General features: G+C 60.4%; 12 protein-coding genes. 6 read left to right on the top strand and 6 right to left on the bottom strand.

The annotated features are described in order from the left end of the window. Positions 1–72 precede the first annotated feature (72 nt). Together JAB6_RS24295 and JAB6_RS24290 are read left to right on the top strand one after the other, a co-directional pair. Positions 73–543, top strand: coding sequence for a peroxiredoxin (locus JAB6_RS24295; RefSeq protein WP_034750445.1), 471 nt, complete (start codon positions 73–75; stop codon positions 541–543). A gap of 289 nt (positions 544–832) precedes the next feature. After that, complete coding sequence (locus JAB6_RS24290; RefSeq protein ID WP_070305175.1) at positions 833–2,647, top strand: PhoH family protein; 1,815 nt, start codon at positions 833–835, stop codon at positions 2,645–2,647. A gap of 84 nt (positions 2,648–2,731) precedes the next feature. Here JAB6_RS24290 and JAB6_RS24285 read toward each other — a convergent pair whose 3' ends face one another. Beyond that, positions 2,732–8,317, bottom strand: a complete 5,586-nt coding sequence (locus JAB6_RS24285; RefSeq protein WP_139143496.1) for a DUF3320 domain-containing protein — start codon at positions 8,315–8,317, stop codon at positions 2,732–2,734. 296 nt (positions 8,318–8,613) lie between these two features. On the opposite strand from JAB6_RS24285, the gene JAB6_RS24280 reads away from it, so the two are divergent. The 4 genes from JAB6_RS24280 (at position 8,614) to JAB6_RS24265 (ending at position 11,195) form a co-directional block, all read left to right on the top strand. Beyond that, positions 8,614–9,246: a site-2 protease family protein gene (locus JAB6_RS24280; protein WP_070305171.1), complete on the top strand. Its 633-nt coding sequence runs from the start codon at positions 8,614–8,616 to the stop codon at positions 9,244–9,246. Positions 9,247–9,298: 52 nt separating this feature from the next. Then, entirely contained in the window at positions 9,299–9,706 is a 408-nt protein-coding gene (yidD, locus tag JAB6_RS28610; RefSeq protein WP_254671794.1) for a membrane protein insertion efficiency factor YidD, read from the top strand. A 263-nt stretch (positions 9,707–9,969) separates the two neighbouring features. Next, positions 9,970–10,911 (top strand): bestrophin family protein, encoded by a 942-nt coding sequence (locus JAB6_RS24270; RefSeq protein WP_070305167.1) that lies wholly within the window; start codon positions 9,970–9,972, stop codon positions 10,909–10,911. An 83-nt stretch (positions 10,912–10,994) separates the two neighbouring features. Next, on the top strand, positions 10,995–11,195 hold the full coding sequence (locus JAB6_RS24265; RefSeq protein ID WP_034750458.1) for a heavy-metal-associated domain-containing protein: 201 nt from the start codon (positions 10,995–10,997) through the stop codon (positions 11,193–11,195). A gap of 47 nt (positions 11,196–11,242) precedes the next feature. On the opposite strand, the gene JAB6_RS24260 is transcribed toward JAB6_RS24265, so the two are convergent. The 5 genes from JAB6_RS24260 to JAB6_RS29465 form a co-directional block, all read right to left on the bottom strand. Further along, positions 11,243–11,971 carry a glutathione S-transferase gene (locus JAB6_RS24260; protein WP_034750460.1) on the bottom strand — a complete coding sequence of 243 codons (729 nt, stop codon included), beginning with the start codon at positions 11,969–11,971 and terminating at the stop codon, positions 11,243–11,245. Positions 11,972–11,992: 21 nt separating this feature from the next. Further along, positions 11,993–12,412, bottom strand: a complete 420-nt coding sequence (gene cueR / locus JAB6_RS24255) for a Cu(I)-responsive transcriptional regulator (protein WP_034750463.1) — start codon at positions 12,410–12,412, stop codon at positions 11,993–11,995. Between the two features lies 1 nt (position 12,413). Next, positions 12,414–14,837 carry a heavy metal translocating P-type ATPase gene (locus tag JAB6_RS24250; RefSeq protein WP_070305165.1) on the bottom strand — a complete coding sequence of 808 codons (2,424 nt, stop codon included), beginning with the start codon at positions 14,835–14,837 and terminating at the stop codon, positions 12,414–12,416. Positions 14,838–14,942: 105 nt separating this feature from the next. After that, positions 14,943–15,686, bottom strand: a complete 744-nt coding sequence (locus JAB6_RS24245; protein WP_034750469.1) for a FecR domain-containing protein — start codon at positions 15,684–15,686, stop codon at positions 14,943–14,945. After that, the coding region (locus tag JAB6_RS29465; protein WP_254671793.1) for an S-layer family protein at positions 15,655–18,767 on the bottom strand (3,113 nt) is incomplete at its 5' end. The genes JAB6_RS24245 and JAB6_RS29465, both read right to left, overlap by 32 nt.

Genomic DNA, 18,767 nt, shown 5'->3' with positions numbered 1-18,767 from the left:
CTGTATTGTTGCACCTGGATGCGTTGCCAGATTAAAAACCAGCGCTGATGATCACCGTTCAGGAGAGAACCTGTGGCTGATAGCCAATCCCTCGTTAGCATACCCGACTTTAGCGCCGCCATGACCAGCGGCAAAACCTTTCAGTTGCTGGGCCGCCCGGCCAAGGCCACCGTGCTGTTTTTCTATCCGAAGGACAACACCCCTGGCTGCACCACGGAAAATATCGCTTTCCGCGATGCGTATCCGCAATTCGTCGCCGCCGGCGTGGAAATCTATGGCATCAGCCGCGATTCCCTGCGCTCGCACGAAAGCTTCAAGGCCAAGCTCGAGCTGCCATTCGAGCTCATTTCCGACCCGGACGAAGCCGTTTGCCTGCTGTTTAACGTCATGAAGATGAAACAGATGTACGGCAAGACGGTCCGCGGCGTCGAGCGCAGTACGTTTGTGATTGACGCCCAGGGCCGATTGGTGAAAGAATGGAGAGGCGTGAAGGTCGCAACTCACGTGGAAGAAGTGCTGGAATTCGTAGCGCATCTGAATTGATCGTCCATGTTGATCCAATGCGTGTTGTCGGCTTCCAGCGAGCCTGGTTCAACCGCAGTTCAGTTCACGGTACCTATCGCCATTTTGAGTCAACGAAGCGCCTCCACCCACTCCGCCAGGCGGGCCAGCAGCCCGCCGATGGCGTCCATGACCGGCCATGCTGCCGGCCTTCCGGCAGTTTCTCGTCCTGTAGCATTGTTGTTCCCCTCGCATCCCCCCATGAGAAGTGCCGCCAGAAGCTGGCTGCCCATGGGAGATTCATTCCAGAAATTTTTTGATTGAGATCCTGATGCCACTGCCAAAATTACCGAGCAAGCCAGCCACCATCCTGGCCACCCAAGATTACCCAACCGCAGGCGCAGCGCGCCCGGCCACCAAAACCCCGGCAGCCAAGAAAGTGGCTGCACCGATCATTGAAGCGGCGATCGCCGAAGTTGCCAAACCGGTCCGCAATGCGGCCACGAAGATCAAGCAAGTGGCGGCCCTGATGGTCGCCAAGCCAGCAGCGCCTGCACCTGCGCCTGTTGCGGCCACGCCTGCCGCCGTTGCTGCGCCCGCAGCGAAAGCCAAGCCGGCGGCAAAAGGCAAGGTCACGCCGATCAAGCCCCTCAAGCAAGCCGAGCAACCGCATCCGGCCAAGCACAAGCCTGTGGAAGTGCAGCTCAAATCGTCCGCCAGCCGGGCCGCCGACCAGCGCGGCATCAGCAAGCTGTTCGTGCTCGACACGAACGTGCTGATGCATGATCCATCGTCGCTGTTCCGCTTCGAGGAACACGACGTGTACCTGCCGATGATGACCCTGGAAGAGCTGGACAACCATAAAAAGGGCATGACGGAAGTGGCGCGCAATGCACGCCAGGTCTCGCGCACGCTTGACGCCCTGATCAGCAACACGGACGACGACGCCATCGAACACGGCATCCTGCTGTCCAAGCTGGGCAACAAGGATGCCAAGGGCCGCCTGTTCTTCCAGACGCGCTTGCAAAGCGCCGACTTGCCGGCTGGCTTGCCAGTGGGCAAGGCCGACAACCAGATCCTCGCCGTCGTGCGCTCGCTCGAGTCGGAGCAGGAAGGCCGCCCCGTCGTGCTGGTGTCGAAAGACATCAACATGCGCATCAAGGCGCGCGCCCTGGGCTTGCCGGCCGAAGATTACTTCAACGACCATGTGCTGGAAGACACGGACTTGCTGTATTCGGGCATCGTGCAATTGCCGGACGACTTCTGGAACAAGCATGGCAAGGACATGGAATCGTGGCAGGAAAGCAAGAACGGCTACAGCTCCACGTTCTACCGTGTGACGGGCCCGTTCATTCCATCCTTGCTGGTCAACCAGTTCATCTATCTGGAACCGAAAAACGGCGAAGCGCCGTTCTATGGCCAGGTGAAACAGATCAACGGCAAGACGGCCGTGCTGCAAACCCTGCGCGACTTCAGCCACACGAAGAACAATGTGTGGGGCGTGACGGCGCGCAACCGCGAACAGAATTTCGCGCTGAACTTGCTGATGAATCCGGAATGCGACTTCGTCACCCTGCTGGGCCAGGCCGGTACCGGCAAGACCCTGCTGGCCCTGGCCGCCGGCCTGGCGCAAGTGCTGGAAACCAAGCTCTACAACGAGATCATCGTCACCCGCGTCACGGTGCCGGTAGGCGAAGACATCGGTTTCCTGCCAGGCACGGAAGAAGAAAAGATGTCGCCATGGATGGGCGCCTTCGACGACAACCTGGAAGTGCTGAACAAGTCCGACTCCGATGGCGGCGAATGGGGCCGTGCGGCAACGCAAGACCTGATCCGCTCGCGCATCAAGATCAAGTCGCTCAACTTCATGCGCGGCCGCACGTTCGTCAACAAGTTCCTCATCATCGATGAAGCGCAGAACTTGACGCCGAAACAAGTCAAGACCCTCGTCACGCGCGCCGGTCCCGGCACGAAGATCCTGTGCCTGGGCAACATCGCACAGATCGACACGCCATACCTGACGGAAGGCTCGAGCGGCCTGACCTACGTGGTCGACCGCTTCAAGGGCTGGACCCACAGCGGCCACGTCACCCTGGCCCGCGGCGAGCGCTCGCGCCTGGCCGACCACGCCAGCGAAGTGCTGTAAATTGTAGCGGGCGGCGCCAGCCGCCCTGTTATTCGAAGCCCCGGCTGCAGCGATGCGACCGGGGCTTTTTTCTTGCTGACAGGCTTATATGCTGTCTTGCTGGCTGAGCTCGAACACCTCACCATTTTTCTGCAGCAAGCCGCGCAACAGCAGATCATCGATGCGAGCACGGATGGTGTCGCGCAACTGCGGGCTGGTGGCCTTAAAACCAAATAGGCGTGCCACGTACTGAGCAATTTCAACTAATCCTGCGCCATAGTTTTTCTGTAGCGTATCAAGGATCGCCACGTCGATTTCCTGCGGCGGCAACATGTCGGGTTTTCGAAGGGTGTCGGAAACAACGGCGCCGCGGTCACGGATGCTGATAATGGTATCGGCCATGCTCAAAAAGCGCTCCGTCATGATCATGCCATCGAAGCGTATGGCAGCATGGATGGCGCGTTCCACCGCTGCCTGGATGCGCGCGCCGGTACGTTTCAAGCCCCACGCAGCGCGCAGACGCACAACGACTTCATCAACATGCACGGGACCTTCCAGGCTAACGATCTGCTTGACCAAGTCGCTCAAGGCCGCTACCGGCATCTCATGCAGCTCATCGGCATAGGCAGGTTTGGCAGGGATCGCTTCGACATAGGCCGCCGGCCTGTTTTGCCCATTCCTTTCCAAGCCAATCTCGGCATGATCTTCTCGCTCCACGGTCACTACCGACACGCCCGGCTTGCGCTCCTGCCTCCCATGAAGTTCAGCGCGCGCTGCCAGCTCGGTCTTTGCGGCATCAATGGCCATCAGCAGGCGCTGCAACTCATTATTGGGTCTCTGGAACCAGTCGAGTCCCCAAATACGGTGAATGATCCAACCATGGTCTTCCAGCACGGCTTGTCGCAAGCGATCGCGATCACGCGCCGAGCGCGAGCTATGGTAAGACTCGCCATCGCATTCGATGCCCAGCAGATAGCGACCCGGATGCTGGGCGTCGGCAATACCCAGATCGATAAAAAACCCGGCGATGCCGACTTGCGGATGTACCTCGTAACCGCAAGCCTTAACGGCATCGGCCACCTGTATTTCAAACGGACTGTCATATTCGCGCCCGGATACACGCGACAAGCCCAGCCTGCCCGTGCGCGCGAAATGCAAGAACAGCTTGAAGGCCACTACACCCCGCCCCTTGGCACGTTCGAGATCGATATCTTCATCGGTAATCGAGGCAAACACTTCGCAGCGGCGCTTGGCACGACTGATCAGCACATTGAGGCGCCGCTCACCACCTTCTGCACTCAGTGGGCCGAAGCGCATGGCCATGTAGCCAAGCTTGTTGCGACCGTAGCCAACCGAGATAAAAATCACATCCCGTTCGTCGCCCTGCACGTTTTCCAGGTTCTTGATGAAAAACGGCTCGCTGGCATGCTGCTGAAAAAAGGGCTCCACGTCCTGATGCTCGCGGCGTAATAACTCCAGTTCATCCTGGATGGCTCGCCGCTGCTTGACCGAAAAAGTCGCCACACCCAACGAATGTTCCGGTGAGTTGCGCGCATGATCGATAATAGCCCCGGCAATGACCCTAGCCTCTTCCGCATTGGTGCCAGTGTTACCGGAATCAAATACGCCGTTAGCTACGTGATGAAACTGTAAGCCCATGCCCGCCTCTTGGGTGTAGGGACTGGGCACGATAAACAGCTTGTTTTCATAGAACTGGCTGTTCGATACAGCGATTAAGGACTGATGTCGGCTACGGTAATGCCAGCGCAGCATGCGTTGCGGCAAGCCACGTGCAGTAAACAGCCCCAGGATGCTCTCAATATCGGAGACTTGTGCATCATCGTCACCGTCTTCATCGGGCTCGGCGCTGGTCATCTTGGAAAAGAACTTGGTTGGTGGCAATTGCCGCTCGTCACCCACCACAACCACTTGACGCGAGCGTGCAATGGCCCCCAGCGCATCCACAGGCTGGATCTGGCTGGCCTCGTCCATCACCAGCAAATCAAAACTGAGTTGCCCGGGAGGCAGGAACTGGGCTACCGATAGCGGACTCATCATAAATACCGGCTTGAGCGCCTGGATTGCGGGTGCAGCGCGCTGCATCAAGCGGCGTATCGGCATATGCCCCTTACGTTTGGCCATTTCGCCGCGCAGCACACCCAAGGGGCCGATCGCACCGCCTCCCTGCGGGATGCGACGGTGGTGTGCTTGCACCACTTCCAGACTGGATGCTGCAATGCGCTGGCGGTCCATCTGCGTAAAATCTGCCGCCAGGCGGCTATGGAGGTGCCCGTCAAAATGGGCCAGCGCCTCGTCGCTGCGTACTTGATCAGCAAAAAGCGCTTCGAAATACGCCATTGTGAACGTGCGCATGGCATCCCTAGGAATCAGCGTGCCAGCTTCCAGTTGCGTGACAATTTCACCGATACCCAACTGGCGTGCCTTGGAACAGCGGTCGCGGTAGATCACCCACTTCGACAACTCTTCGGAAAATTCAATCCACACCGCCATACGTCCAAGCAAGGCAAAGGCGGGCAAATCCAAGATAGCCGGCACCTGAAACAGCTTGTCGTTATTGGTACATAACTCGCTATAGAGTTCGTCGAGTTCACTCACGAACTTGTCCTGCGCAGCTTCAAGCTCTAACGCACGATGTAGCGGCGCGGCGCGATTATCGTGGCGCGCAACCATATGGCGCAGTCTAGACTTGGACGCCATCCACACCGTGCTGATGCGCAAACTCTCCCAGTCGGACAATGAACCCTGCCAATGCGCCCCAAACGCAGCTCGGCCCAGTTCGCTACCCGCATCAATATCTCGGCGTAGTTGCTGCGCTTCGATCAACAAGTCAAGGCGCGCAATCTTGTCTGAAAGGTCAAGCGGTACATGTGGCATCACAGCCTGGCAGCCGGTCTGACAAAACGCAAGCCGAGACACTTGCCCGACCACAGTCTCAAGGGCGGAGGCCTCCACGCTAGCCCATTCACGAAAAGCGGGTTCGTCTTTCCAGCCGTTGAACCACATCGCGTCTAACAGAGGCCGGATTTCCTGCAGCAGGCTCTCCAGCAGTGCAGCCCGACGGCTAATTTCCGAGCGGTCCGGCAACTTGCTGGCAATAATTCGCGGCTGCGCTCCCAAACCACGCAAGCTGCGCATCCATTCCACCAGCGCCAGCAAAGGCGCCGCGCGCGATTGGCCACCCTTCCAGTCGGCACCAAACGCACCGCTGCCAAATGTATTGCTTAACTCAATCCGCTCCAGCAGTTTTCTCGCTTCGCCCAGATGGTCGAGAATTTCCAGCTGTTCGGGCAGCGCTGTGTCCGGATTGCGCAACAGGCCCTTGACCTGCTTGCTAGCCGCGCGCCACTCGCTGCTGACGAAACGCAGCAGGCTGTCACCGTGGACGGCCAGCGTCTGGCGCGCCCCAGACAGATCAAGCTGCCAGGCATCGCTGCTAATTTTTCCTTCCAGCCGCGCCTGTAAGCCTTCCAGCGCCACCACGCATTGCGCCAGATCGGCAGCCTGTTCCACGCCTTGATCCCATACTGTCGAAACAAACACCTCGGGGCTGACATCAGGTGCCGTCGCCACTTTCTGTGCCGTCAATACCAAACGGTTGATCTCACTGTAGCTTGCCATTTGGCTGCCGGCATCGACACCGAGCAATCGGCTTAGCAAAGCAACTTCGCCATCGAGCCTACTAAACAGCGTTTGCAAGGCCACCGCCCATTCGAAGGCCTGTGCGTTCGCGTACTGCGGCAAGCCGGCCAGTTGCTGGCGCAAGTCAAGCACTTCAATCTCCCACGCGTCGGCATGGATTTCGCCCGCAAGAGCAGCCTGCAAACGTTGCAATTGGATGCCATCGTCGATCAAAGCCATCAGGGCATTCGACTGCTCGCTCCATTCTGGCGCTCGCAGGGCTTCGTTGGCCAGCATGGGCGCCGCAGCAACGTCGCGCGCCAGCGCCACCAGATAGGAAAAGTCGCGCAGCACCGCCGGTGCCACCGTATCGAGCGACATGGCCAGCTCTGCCTGTTGTTCAGCAAGCTCCTTGCAGCGCGCACGCATGGCCGTGATACGCGACACTAGGCGCTCCACGTCATTGGGAAGTATCATCTTGAGCGCCACGCCGCGCCATGGATGGTCGCCCGGCTCACCAATGTCAACGATGCGCTGCGCCAATTCTTCAACCACTGCCAAGCGCTGCTGCACCTCGTCGGGCGACCAGCTTTCAGGCTGCTGCAAACGGATGTCCACCGGCTTGACATGTTCCAGACGTAATTTGCTCAATTCGCCGATCACTTGATAGGGCGTGAGCTGGGCGACCGAGTGCCGCAGGTGCAAGCGTGCACTGTGTGCGTTGAGTTGATCGCGCGCCACCAGCAATCGGTTGTTCAAGGTGGTGGCCGCATCGCCCTTGGGTGAGCCTAGTTCAGACGTACGGCGCAGCTCATCGAGAAACATTTTCTTGTTAGCTTTATTACTGTGCAATTCAATACAGGCATCGCCAACGCCAGCTTGGTCCAGTCGCCGCTTGACCACCTCGAGGGCGGCCATTTTCTCCGCTACGAACAGTACCGTCTTGCCATCGGCAATCGCCGACGCGATGACATTAGCAATGGTTTGAGATTTGCCAGTACCGGGCGGTCCTTGGATCACCAAGTTACGGCCAGCGCGCACATCGTGCACGGCCAGCGTTTGCGAACTGTCGCAATCGACGATATGCAACAACTCGGCCGGCGCGATATATTCGTCTAAGTTGGCGTCTTCAGGAATGGTTGATGCACCGGCAGCAAAACCATCGGATAACAATCCACGCATCAAAGGCTGATTCGTCAGCCCGCCTTCCGGCCACATGGCGGGGTCGAGGTCGCGGTACATCAGGAATTTGGAAAATGAAAAGAAACCGAGCACGATATCGTCGGCATCGACTACCCAGCCTTCTTTCGACTGCACAGCATCCCTGACGGCGTTGATGTAGGCCATGGGATCGAATTCATCGCCAGCTTCATATGCGGGCATTTTTAAATGGTGCACGCGCTCCAGAAAGGCTTCAAGCGACAGATTCGATGAATGCTCTTCCTGGCGCCATTTCAATTTGAATTGCTCTGCAGCGTTGCCCCTTTCCAAGCTGACGGGAATCAGGATCAGCGGCGCGTATCGCACATTCTTCGCATTCAACGGATCGAGCCATTTCAAGGTACCGAGCGCCAAGAACAAGATATTGACGCCCTGCTCCTCCTCCAATGTACGTGCATCGAGATACATGTCAAGCAGGCGCTTCTGCAGCCCCTTGGCAGTGAGTCTGGTTTGCAGGCGCGTATCGGCATGCCGGTTCAAAACACCGCGCGCGTCGACACTGTCATCATGGGCTGGCGCCAATTCCGCGATTTCATCACCGTTAGCGTTAGCGTCCGTATTATCAAGGTCAATCTTGCTTGCAGCCCTCCCAGGCAAAAAGTTAAATGGACGACTTTCGGATACCATCAATCGAAATATCTCGCTCGACTTCTCATCAACCACATCAATGGTTCGTGCAGTGGTAGAGGAGCGTGGAATATTCAGCAAGCGGTTACGTGCAGTCAAGTCCAGCAACTCCGTACGAGCACGCTCTAGCTTTGCGTCTGCAGACAGGCTGCCTTGCAGAAAATCTGATTCAAAAGCTGGAGAAACTATATCCGAGTCATTCATTATTGCCTCACTACTTCATCATTAATCTGGGACTACTGAATTTTCACGTACAACTTTACTCCCTAAAGGTCATAGACGAGCTTAAAGCAGGCGGAATAGTACTGAATTTATGTCAGGTCAATAAAGATAGTTGCCAACCAGATACGGTTAAAGTTATTTTCAACATCCATCAAGGGGTAAATTTCGGACTATCGAGCGTATTGATTTCTTTTGGCATGTTCTAATGTCGCCCCCTGTCCTTCAAAATATCAGCAATGTCACCGGCCATTCAATTCTTTCTAGCTGCTGCTCTCTTCATGCTCATCCACATTTCCATCATGGCCATGTGCGCCCGCGCATTCGGCATCACCGTGCACAGCATCAGCTATGGCGTAGGGCCAACCCTGCTGACCTGGGGGAAAGTGCACATCAAGCTGCTGCCGCTGGCCGGCAATGTGGTGCTGAAGGATACGCGCGCGGAAACCTTGTATGACGATGATCGCTGCCTGGACGCCTATAACTTCCAGCCGCTGTGGAAGCAGGTGCTGCTGCCATTGAGCGGCGTGGGGGTGCTTCTGGCCTTGTCGCTGGGCATCCTGGGAGCCTCGGGCTGGGAGCGCTTTGTTGCTGCCTTCGGACAAATCATCCACGGTGCGCTGGCGCCGTTGTCGACGGCGCAGGCATTGCTGGGTGATGGAGCAAGCTTTGCCCGCACGCACGGCTTTGCGCTCGTGTTCGCCCTGTTCTCATTGAAACTGTGCGCGTTCAACCTGCTGCCGTTTGCCGGCTTGAACGGGGGCCAGGCGCTGCTGGCCATCGCGCGCGGCGGCAAGCCGTATGTGGCGTGGGAAGAGACGGCAGCAAAATGGCTGTTGCTGCCGGGGCTGGCGGTTTTGCTGGCGTGGGTGGCGGCGTTCGGCTGGTATGGCTGGAAAATCATGGCTGCCTAGGCCGCTGACGCTATTATTTTTTGGACACTTGTCGTATGCTCGCACCACTGTCTTGACACCCGGCAAAGGAGCTGGCATTTTCTCATTCGACACTTGCGGCAAACGCCTGGCCCTGTGGGCCATTCGCGCCTACCAGCGCTACCTGTCCCCATGGAAGGGGTTTTCCTGCGCCTACCGCGTGCTGACGGGGCGCGACAGCTGCTCCGCCTATGGCTACCGGGTGATTGAACGTCATGGCTTGCGCGCGGGCCTGCCCCTGTTGCAACGCCGCTTGCGCGCCTGCGGCGAACGGCATCGCCAGCACCTCGCGCTGCATCCGCAGGCACGACGCAGCGGCAGACATCTGGCCCAGGCAGGCTTTTGCGATTGCGACATCCCGTCGCCGGACTGCCACCATTGTTCCTGCAACCCATGCGACTTGCTCGACTGCGACTGGCCCCGACGGAAAAAGAAACAGTAATTTCAGTAGTTATGAACTTAAATTACAAATGAAATATTCATTCATGAAATGAATAATACCCATTATCACTGTGAATTGGCCTGAAGCGAAGCGGCGGCCTATACTCAAGCCGTCTCCCCTACTCTGCTTCCCATGCACACCCAGCTCAGCCCGCATATATCGCGGGCTTTTTGTTCCCGGCCATTGCCGTTCCGTCTTACCCCTTTTAACCATCACCGGGCGCGCCGTTCCCCGCCAGCCCGCTCCCAAACGGGGAGCACAACATGATCGTGCGCGAGCGTCCATCGGCGCTACGGCTGTTCCTCGTGGTGCGCGGTTCCGTCCTGCCGCGCATCCGCATCACGCTCATCGTCAACACCCTGATCGCCACGCTCGTCACCTGGTGCCACGGCACCCTGTTCGACCACAAGGTGATCCTCACCACCATCCCGTTTACCCTGATCGGCTTGCCGCTGGCCATCTTCCTGGGCTTTCGCAACACGGCCGCCTACGACCGCTACTGGGAAGCGCGCAAGCTGTGGGGCGAACTGGTCTTGCGCAGCCGTAATTTCTCGCGCCAGTGCCAGACGATGATACGCGGCGACACGCCGGCCCACGCCAGGCTGGGCCTGGAAGACGTGCGCGTGCGCATGATTTACCGCACCATCGCCTTTTGCCACGCCTTGCGCCACCAGCTGCGCGACACGCGCGGGCCGGCCGACTTGCAGCCGCTGCTGCGCCCGGCCGAATGGGACGCGGCCTGCAAGGCGGCGAACCCGTCCGACTACCTGATGCTGCAGATGGGCCACGACCTCGCCGACTGCGTCCGGCAGGGCCGTATCGACAGCATCCTGGCCACGCAGATCGATAACACGGTCTCGGCCATGGTGGCGGCGGGCGCTTCGTGCGAACGCATCCGCAGCACGCCGATTCCGTTTTCGTATTCGCTGCTGCTGCACCGCACGGCGTATCTGTACTGCTTCCTGCTGCCCTTCGGCCTCGTCGATTCGCTCGGATTCATGACGCCGTTCGTCGTCGCCATCGTCGCCTACACTTTCTTTGGCCTCGATGCGTTGGGTGACGAGATCGAGGAACCGTTCGGCGAGGATGCCAACGATCTGCCGCTGTCGGCCATGTGCCGCGCCATCGACATCAGCTTGCGCGAATCCGTGCAGGACGACAAGGTGCCGCCGCCCATGCAAGCCGTCGATTTCCTGCTGAATTGACCCGTAGGGCAGCTTTCCCCTTGACCTTACCATCGGGGGAAGGCTTACAGTGGACACACTTAACCATTGAAGGAGTGCTTGCCATGTATCAGTTACAAGTTGAAAACATGAGCTGCGGCCATTGCGTCGGCTCGGTCACGAAAGCGGTGCAAGCCATCGATCCGCAAGCCCAGGTGCAGATCGACCTGGCCAGCAAACGCGTCACGGTGGAATCGCCCGCCGAACTGGGCGCCATCAGCGCGGCCATCGTGGAGGCGGGATTTCCCGTCACCAGCGCGCAATAACAGCCACAGCAGCGTCACGACAGCCGGCCTTTGCGCCGGCTGTTTTTTTATCCGTCCAGTTCGTGATAATGGCGGAAGATGCCGTCCTCATTGAAGGCGATTCTGCGCTTCGACTTCAGGTAGCGGGCGATGTTCGGCCGCGCCGCCACGGCATCGTGCAGGTCGGACAAGGCGGAATAAGCGGGTGCCAAACGCGCCATGGCTTGCGGAAACGCATAACGCAGGCCAGCCAGCATCTGAAACAGCGACAGGTCGCCATACGTGAGCCTGGCGCCCACCAGATACTGGCCGCGGCTGCCATTGTTCAGCAACACTTGCGTGAAATAATCGAGAAACTTGGGTAAACGTGTTTGGCGGAAATCGGCGCTGCGCAGCATGGCCGCCTGCTTTTGCTCTTCGTAATATTGATTCATCGACAGCGGATGGTGCGTGTCATGCACTTCCGTCAGCCAGTCGGCCATCGTCAGCTGCAGCTGGTTCAGCCACAAACGGCCGCTTTCCGCGCGCGGCGCCAGCCCCAGGCGCCGGCCCAGGTAGAACAGGATATTCGTCGTCTGGCCGATCAGCAGCTCGCCATCGCGCAGCACGGGCGGCGCGTAGGCGGCCTGTGGCGTGCTGCCGCCGTCGAGGCAGGCCAGCATCGCGGGAACGCCTTGTCCCTTGCGCTCAGGCAAACGGGCGATGTCGTGGTACTCGGCGCCCGCCTCTTCCAGGGCCAGCCGGATGAATTCGCCACGCCCCTGTATCGTGGGCCAGTAGTACAGTTCATACGCCATATGCACCTCCGTTGGCTTACATCAAGGGCAACATGCTTTCGCTTCCTTGTCGCCGGCCAGCCCCAGGCTTTGCAGGATGGGGCAATCAGGCTTGTCGTCGCCGTGGCACGATTGCGCCAGGTGGGCCAGGGTATCGCGCATTTCCGTCAGTTCGGCGATCCGCTGATTCAAGTCCGCCACGTGGGCCAGGGCGATGCCTTTTACGTCTGCGCTGGCGCGCTGATCGTTTTGCCACAGCGACAGCAGTTCGCGGATCTGCTCGAGCGAAAAACCCAGGCCCCGCCCGCGCTTGATGAAACGCAGCGCGTGCAAGTCGTTCGGCGTGTAGATGCGGTAACCGGCGTCGCTGCGCGCGCTGGGTTTTAACAAAGTAATGCTTTCATAGTAGCGTATCATTTTTGCCGATACGCCCGTTTCGCTTGCCGCCTGGCCGATATTCATCCTATGACTCCTTGGTATGCGCACTGCGGGCTTTCCAGCGGCGCAGCAACAGGGCATTGCTGATCACGCTGACCGAACTGAAGGCCATCGCCGCGCCCGCCACCATGGGGTTGAGCAGGCCGAAGGCGGCCAGCGGAATGCCGATCAGGTTATAAATGAAGGCCCAGAACAGATTCTGCCGTATCTTGCTGTACGTGCGGCGCGAGATATCGATGGCATCCGCCACCAGGGCCGGATCGCCGCGCATCAGGGTGATGCCGGCCGCATGCATGGCCACGTCCGTGCCCGTCGACATGGCGATGCCCACGTCGGCGGCCGCCAGCGCGGGCGCGTCGTTGATGCCGTCGCCCACCATGGCCACTTTCGCGCCCTCGCCTTTCAGCGCGACGATTTTAGCGGTTTTATCGGCCGGCAGCATTTTCGCCGCCACCGTGTCGATGCCCAGCAGCTTGCCGACGGCGTCCGCGCTACCCTGATTATCTCCTGTCAACATCACCGTCTGGATGCCTAGGCTGTGCAGATGGGCGATGGCCGCCTGCGCGTTCGGCTTGACCTGGTCGGAAAAGGCGAACAGACCCAACAGTTCCTTGCCCGAAGCCAGCCACGAGATCGTGTTGCCCGTGTTTTCCAGCGACAAGGCCTGTTCCGCCAGCGGCGCCATGTCCACGTTCAACTCCTGCATCAACCGCGTGCTGCCCAGTTTCAATTCCAGGCCATCGACGTGGGCCGCCAGGCCGCGGCCCGGCAAGGCCGACAGTCCCGTGGCTGGCAACGGTTCGATGTGGCGCGCAGCCGCCGCGTCCAGCACGGCCGTCGCCAGGCTGTGCTCGCTGCCACGCTGGATGCTGGCCGCCAGCTGCAACAGGCGGGCATCGTCGATGCCGTGTGCATGCAGAGCCGCCAGCGCAGGTTTGCCGATGGTCAAGGTGCCCGTCTTGTCGAACACGACGGTATTGACGGCATGCGCCACTTCCAGCGCTTCCGCATCCTTGATCAGGATGCCGTAGCGGGCAGCGACACCCGTGCCGGCCATGATGGCCGTCGGCGTGGCCAGGCCCAGCGCGCAGGGGCAGGCGATGACCAGCACGGCCACGGCGTTGATAATGGCGTTCTCCAGCTCGCCAGTAGCGAACCACCAGCCCAGCATGGTCAGCAGCGCCAGCACCAGCACCACGGGCACGAAGATCGCGCTGACCTTGTCGACCAGATGCTGGATCGGCGCCTTGGCCGCCTGTGCATCTTCCACCAGGCGGATGATGCGCGACAAGGTCGTCTCGCCGCCCACCGCTTGCGTGCGCACCAGCAATAAACCATCGGCATTGATGGCGCCGCCCGTGACCTTGTCGCCCGGATGCTTATCGACCGGCAAGCTTTCGCCTGTGATCAGCGACTCGTTGATCTGGCTGGCGCCCTCCACCACCACGCCATCGACGGCCACCCGCTCGCCGGGACGGATGACCACCAGGTCGCCCACTTTTACTTGTTCCACTGGCAAGTCGATTTCCACGCCGTCGCGGCGCACGCGGGCCGATTCCGGACGCAAGACTTGCAGGGCGCGGATGGCGGAGGCCGTCTGGCGCTTGGCGCGGCTTTCCAGCCATTTGCCCAACAACACCAAAGTGATGACGACGGCCGATGCTTCAAAGTACAGGTGCGGCAGCATTTCGCCCGCCGTCAGCCATTGGTAGACGGACAAGCCATACGCGGCGCTCGTCCCCAGTGCGACAAGCAGATCCATATTGCCGCTGCCGGCGCGGGCCGCCTTCCAGCCGGCCTTGTAGAAGCGCGCGCCAAAGTAAAACTGCACGGGTGTTGCCAGCGCGAATTGCAGCCAGCCTGGCAACATCAGATGGATGCCGGCCCATTCGAGCAGCATCGGCAGCATCAAGGGGAAAGCCAGCACGGCCGCGAACGCCACTTTCATGCCGTCGCGGTTGGGTGCGGCAGCGGGCGCGCTGGCCTGGCTGGCGGCGGGAACCCTGGCTGCATAGCCGGCCTTGTCGATGGCGGCGATCAGGGCGCCCGCTTCCAGACCGCCCGTCACCTTGATGCGCGCGCTTTCCGTCGCCAGGTTGACGCTGGCGGCCAGCACGCCCGGCACCTTCAGCAGGGCTTTTTCCACCCGGCCCACGCAAGAGGCGCACGTCATGCCGGCGATGTTCAGGTCGATTTCGCGCTGCGCTACCGTATAGCCGGCCTTTTCCACGGCTGCCTGCAAGGTGGCCAGTGGAATCGGCGTGTCGGAACTGATTTTGGCCACTTCGGTGGCCAGGTTGACGCTGGCCTGGGTCACGCCGGGCACGGCGGCCAGGGCCTTTTCCACGCGGCCCACGCACGAGGCGCAGCTCATGCCTTCGATGGCCAGCGCCTGCGCATGCGCGGCGGCGGGAGGGGAAGTGGCGGGAGCGAGTGCACTCTGGTTCATGGCAGATCCTGTCCGAAAGATTAACGAATAAGGTCAGGATCTGCTATCCAACGATGGGAAGGTCAAGCCCTATCTTCATGGGTTTCCCGGGCTTGCGTGAAAAACTTAGCGCACCACGCAATCGATGGCGGCAGGCTTGCTACCGCCGGCGGGACCGCCGCCGCTCAACGACGATGGCACAAAGGCAGCTGGTGGCGTGAACTTTATGCCAGGATTGACGGGCAGCAGCGTGGGCGGCTGCTGGAAGTTGGGCGTAAAACCGAACTGGCCCGGGGCAAAGTTGAGCGTGCCCGCAGGATTGGTCACATGAATCATGCCATCGAGCACCTGCACATACAATCCTGGCAGGCCAGCCTTGGGCGCCGCTGCCCCGCCAGGTGCCGCCGGCGGCACGTAGCTGGCAATGAAGGTGGTGCCACGGATACCGATGGTGGCGGCCGGCGTCTTCATCTCGAAGCGCTCCTTGTTGCGCTTGCCCAGCAGGCCTGTGACGGAGCGCAAGCCGCCCTTGAGCAAGCTGAAGATGGCATGGTCGCCATCAGGCTGCTCGGCAGTGTAGCTGAATTGCTCGATCACGAAACTGGTATTCGGTTTCAGGATGATTTCGCTATTGTCGATCAGCTTGATCAAGGCATAGGTTTCCTTTTCCGTCAGCAAGGTGTCACCCTGCTCGACCTCGGACTTGATGGCCAGGATTTTCACCTTGCCGTCCATCTTCTTGGCCATCAGCGGACCACTCAATTGCATGACGGTACCGGCCACCTGCCCCGCCCAGGCGTGTGCGCCCACGCACATCAGGGCCAGCCACAGCAAGGCCTTAATTGCAGTACATTTTTTTAGCGGCATCATCGAATTTGTATCCTGTAGGTTTATCTGTGGCATCGGCAACATCCTTGCTGTCTTTCTTCTTGTCGTCCGGCTTGGCTGGCGGCGTCGACACGAGCACATCATTGGCACGGTCGGCCTGCTTGATGATGCGCAAGGCGTCGTCGATGGCGGCGTTCGTGGCGGCGTCGATCACGGGTTTGTCGATGGTCGTCGCTGGCAGGAAGATGGCATCCGCCATGCTCACCGCCCCATTCGGCGCCAGCAGGGTCACGCCGCTGCGCTGGCGGTTGACACGCACGCCCGCGTCACCCGTGATGCTGCCTGTTTTCGCCAGCACGCTCAGGCTGCCCACTGCCGGCAAGGTAAAACTTGCCGTGTCCGCAAAGCGCACACTAGCGCCCGCGCTGGCGCTGAAATTGCCGCCGCTGACGATATTCGCATTGCCGCCGACGCGGATGTCTCCGCCAGCCACCAGGCTGATATCGCGCGCGGCAGCCAACTGCGTGCCATCGCCGAGCAGCACGTCCGTGCTGGCATTGAGCGCGATATCATTGCCCGTGATCTTGCCGTTGACGGTGACGGGGCTGTGCGCCGTCACGCTGACGTTGCCGCCATTCGCATTGATATTGCCAGCGGCGACGCCGCCCGTGTTGTCGATGGCGATATTGCCCGCGCCCGTGACGAGCGTTCCCAAGGTCAAGGTGCCCGGCGCCGAGGTATTGTTCAGCGCAATGCCGCCCGCTGCGCTATTGCTGGCGGTAAAACTGCTTACCTGGTTGCCCGCATTGCCCAGCACGATGCCATCGCGTGCCTGCGCAACCAGGCTACCGGCGCGCAGCGCGCCATCCTGGCCGATGGCGCCGGTCAAGGCGCTCAGCTTTACGTCGTTCGCCGCCACGCTGGCGAAGCGCAAGTCGCCAGCCGCTTGCGTAATGGCCAGCTGGCCTGCCAGCCGGATGGCGCCGGCAGTCTGATTAAAACTGTTGGCGACGAGCAGATTGCCATTGCCGCTCAGCACGCCGCCACCTTGCGCATAGCGGTCCGCCGACAGGCTGCCGTTCAGCAACAAGCTGCCGCCGTTGATTTCCAGGCCGGCCAGGCCGCCCAGCACGGAGCGGTCCAGCGCGCTCTCGCCGAGGGTCAGGCTACCGCCCGTCAACAGCAAGCCCGTCGCCGAGTTCAGGTTTTTCAGGGTGGTGTTGCCGGCCGCCGCGCTGTAGGTGACGATGCCCTTGCTGTTTGTAAAATCGACAGCCAGCACGTTCGCGCCTTCCGGTACGACGCCGCCATCCCAGTTGGCCGCATCGCTCCACAAGCCGTTGCCGCTGCCGACCCAGGTGGACAATTGTTTTTGCGCAATCGATGCCTGCGCCGTGCCGCCCGTCGTTTCCAGGGTGTAGTTGCCCGCATCGGCGCCCGCCAGCCGGAAACCGCTGGCCGTCACCAGTTTTCCGGCACCCGCGTTCTTGTCGGCAAAGCTGCCGCTGCCGCCCACCACGCTGACCAGGTCCTGGCCCAGCACGCCGTTCGCCGACGCGCTGACAGTGGCGGACGTCGTGCCGTCATATACCTTGCCGGCGGCGTTCAAGCCTGACAGGGTCAGGCTGGCGGGCGTGATGCTGGCCAGCAAGCCCGTCGGCAAGACGATAAAGTAATTGCCCGCATCGGCGCCCGTCAATGCCACGCCGCTGAGCTGCACAGCCTTGGCCGTGCCCACGTTCTTGTCCGCAAAGGTGGCTACGGCCGAGGCTATTAAACTGTCGCCGGCGACACGGTCATCGCCCAGACTCAGCTGCGCACCCGTCGTGCCATCGTAGACCTTGTTGCCCGCCACGCCGGACAGGTTCAGCGCGCGCGCGCCGATATCGGCCGTGGTGCTGCCAGCATTGGTGTTCAACACATAGTTGCCCGCGTCAGTGCCGCTCACGCCCACGTTCGTCACCGTGACGGCTTTGCCGGTACCTGCATTCTTGTTGCCAAACGCGGCATTGCCCGCCAGCGTCAGGACATCGCCCTGCACGCGGTCGTCGCCAAAGTTCACTTGCGCGCCCGTCGTGCCGTCGTAGGTCTTGTTGATACCGTTAAAACTTACGTTCAAGGTGCGCGCCGTGATGTCGGCCGTGGTGCTACCGCTGTTGGCACCCAAAACATAGTTACCAGCATCGGCGCCGCTCACGCCCACATTGCTTACATTGACGGCCTTGCCGGCACCAGCGTTCTTGTTGTCAAACGCCGCATTGCCGGCCAGCGTCAGGACATCGCCCTGCACGCGGTCGTCGCCAAAGCCAACCTGTGCGTCCGTCGTGCCATCATAGGTCTTGTTGCTGCCAGTAAAACTCACGTTCAGGGTACGCGCCGCGATGTCGGCCGTCGCGCTGCCCGCATTGGTGTTCAACACATAGTTGCCCGCGTCAGTACCGCTTACGCCCACATTGCTTACATTGACGGCCTTGCCGGCACCAGCGTTCTTGTTGTCAAACGCCGCATTGCCGGCCAGCGTCAGGACATCGCCCTGCACGCGGTCGTCGCCAAAGCCAACCTGTGCGTCCGTCGTGCCATCATAGGTCTTGTTGCTGCCAGTAAAACTCACGTTCAGGGTACGCGCCGCGATGTCGGCCGTCGCGCTGCCCGCATTGGTGTTCAACACATAGTTGCCCGCGTCAGTACCGCTTACGCCCACATTGCTTACATTGACGGCCTTGCCGGCACCAGCGTTCTTGTTGTCAAACGCCGCATTGCCCGCCACCGTCAGCACGTCACCTTGGACGCGGTCATCGCCAAAGCCGACCTGTGCCGCTGTCGTGCCGTCATACGTCTTGTTGACGCCATTAAAGCTCACGTTCAAGGTGCGCGCCGCGATGTCGGCCGTGGTGCTGCCCGCATTGGCGTTCAACACATAGTTGCCCGCATCGCCGCCACTCAGCGCCACGTTCGTGACATTGACAGCCTTGCCTGAGCCCGCGTTCTTGTTGCCAAACGCGGCGTTGCCCGCCACCGTCAGGACGTCGCCTTGGATACGGTCGTCGCCAAAATTCACTTGTGCACCTGTCGTGCCGTCGTAGGTCTTGTTGATGCCACTAATATTGACGTTCAAGGTACGTG

This window comes from Janthinobacterium sp. HH104 (assembly GCF_001758715.1).
Lineage (GTDB): Bacteria > Pseudomonadota > Gammaproteobacteria > Burkholderiales > Burkholderiaceae_D > Janthinobacterium > Janthinobacterium aestuarii.
Note: the sequence above shows the minus strand (reverse complement) of the source record. Positions and strands in the feature narration are given on the sequence as shown.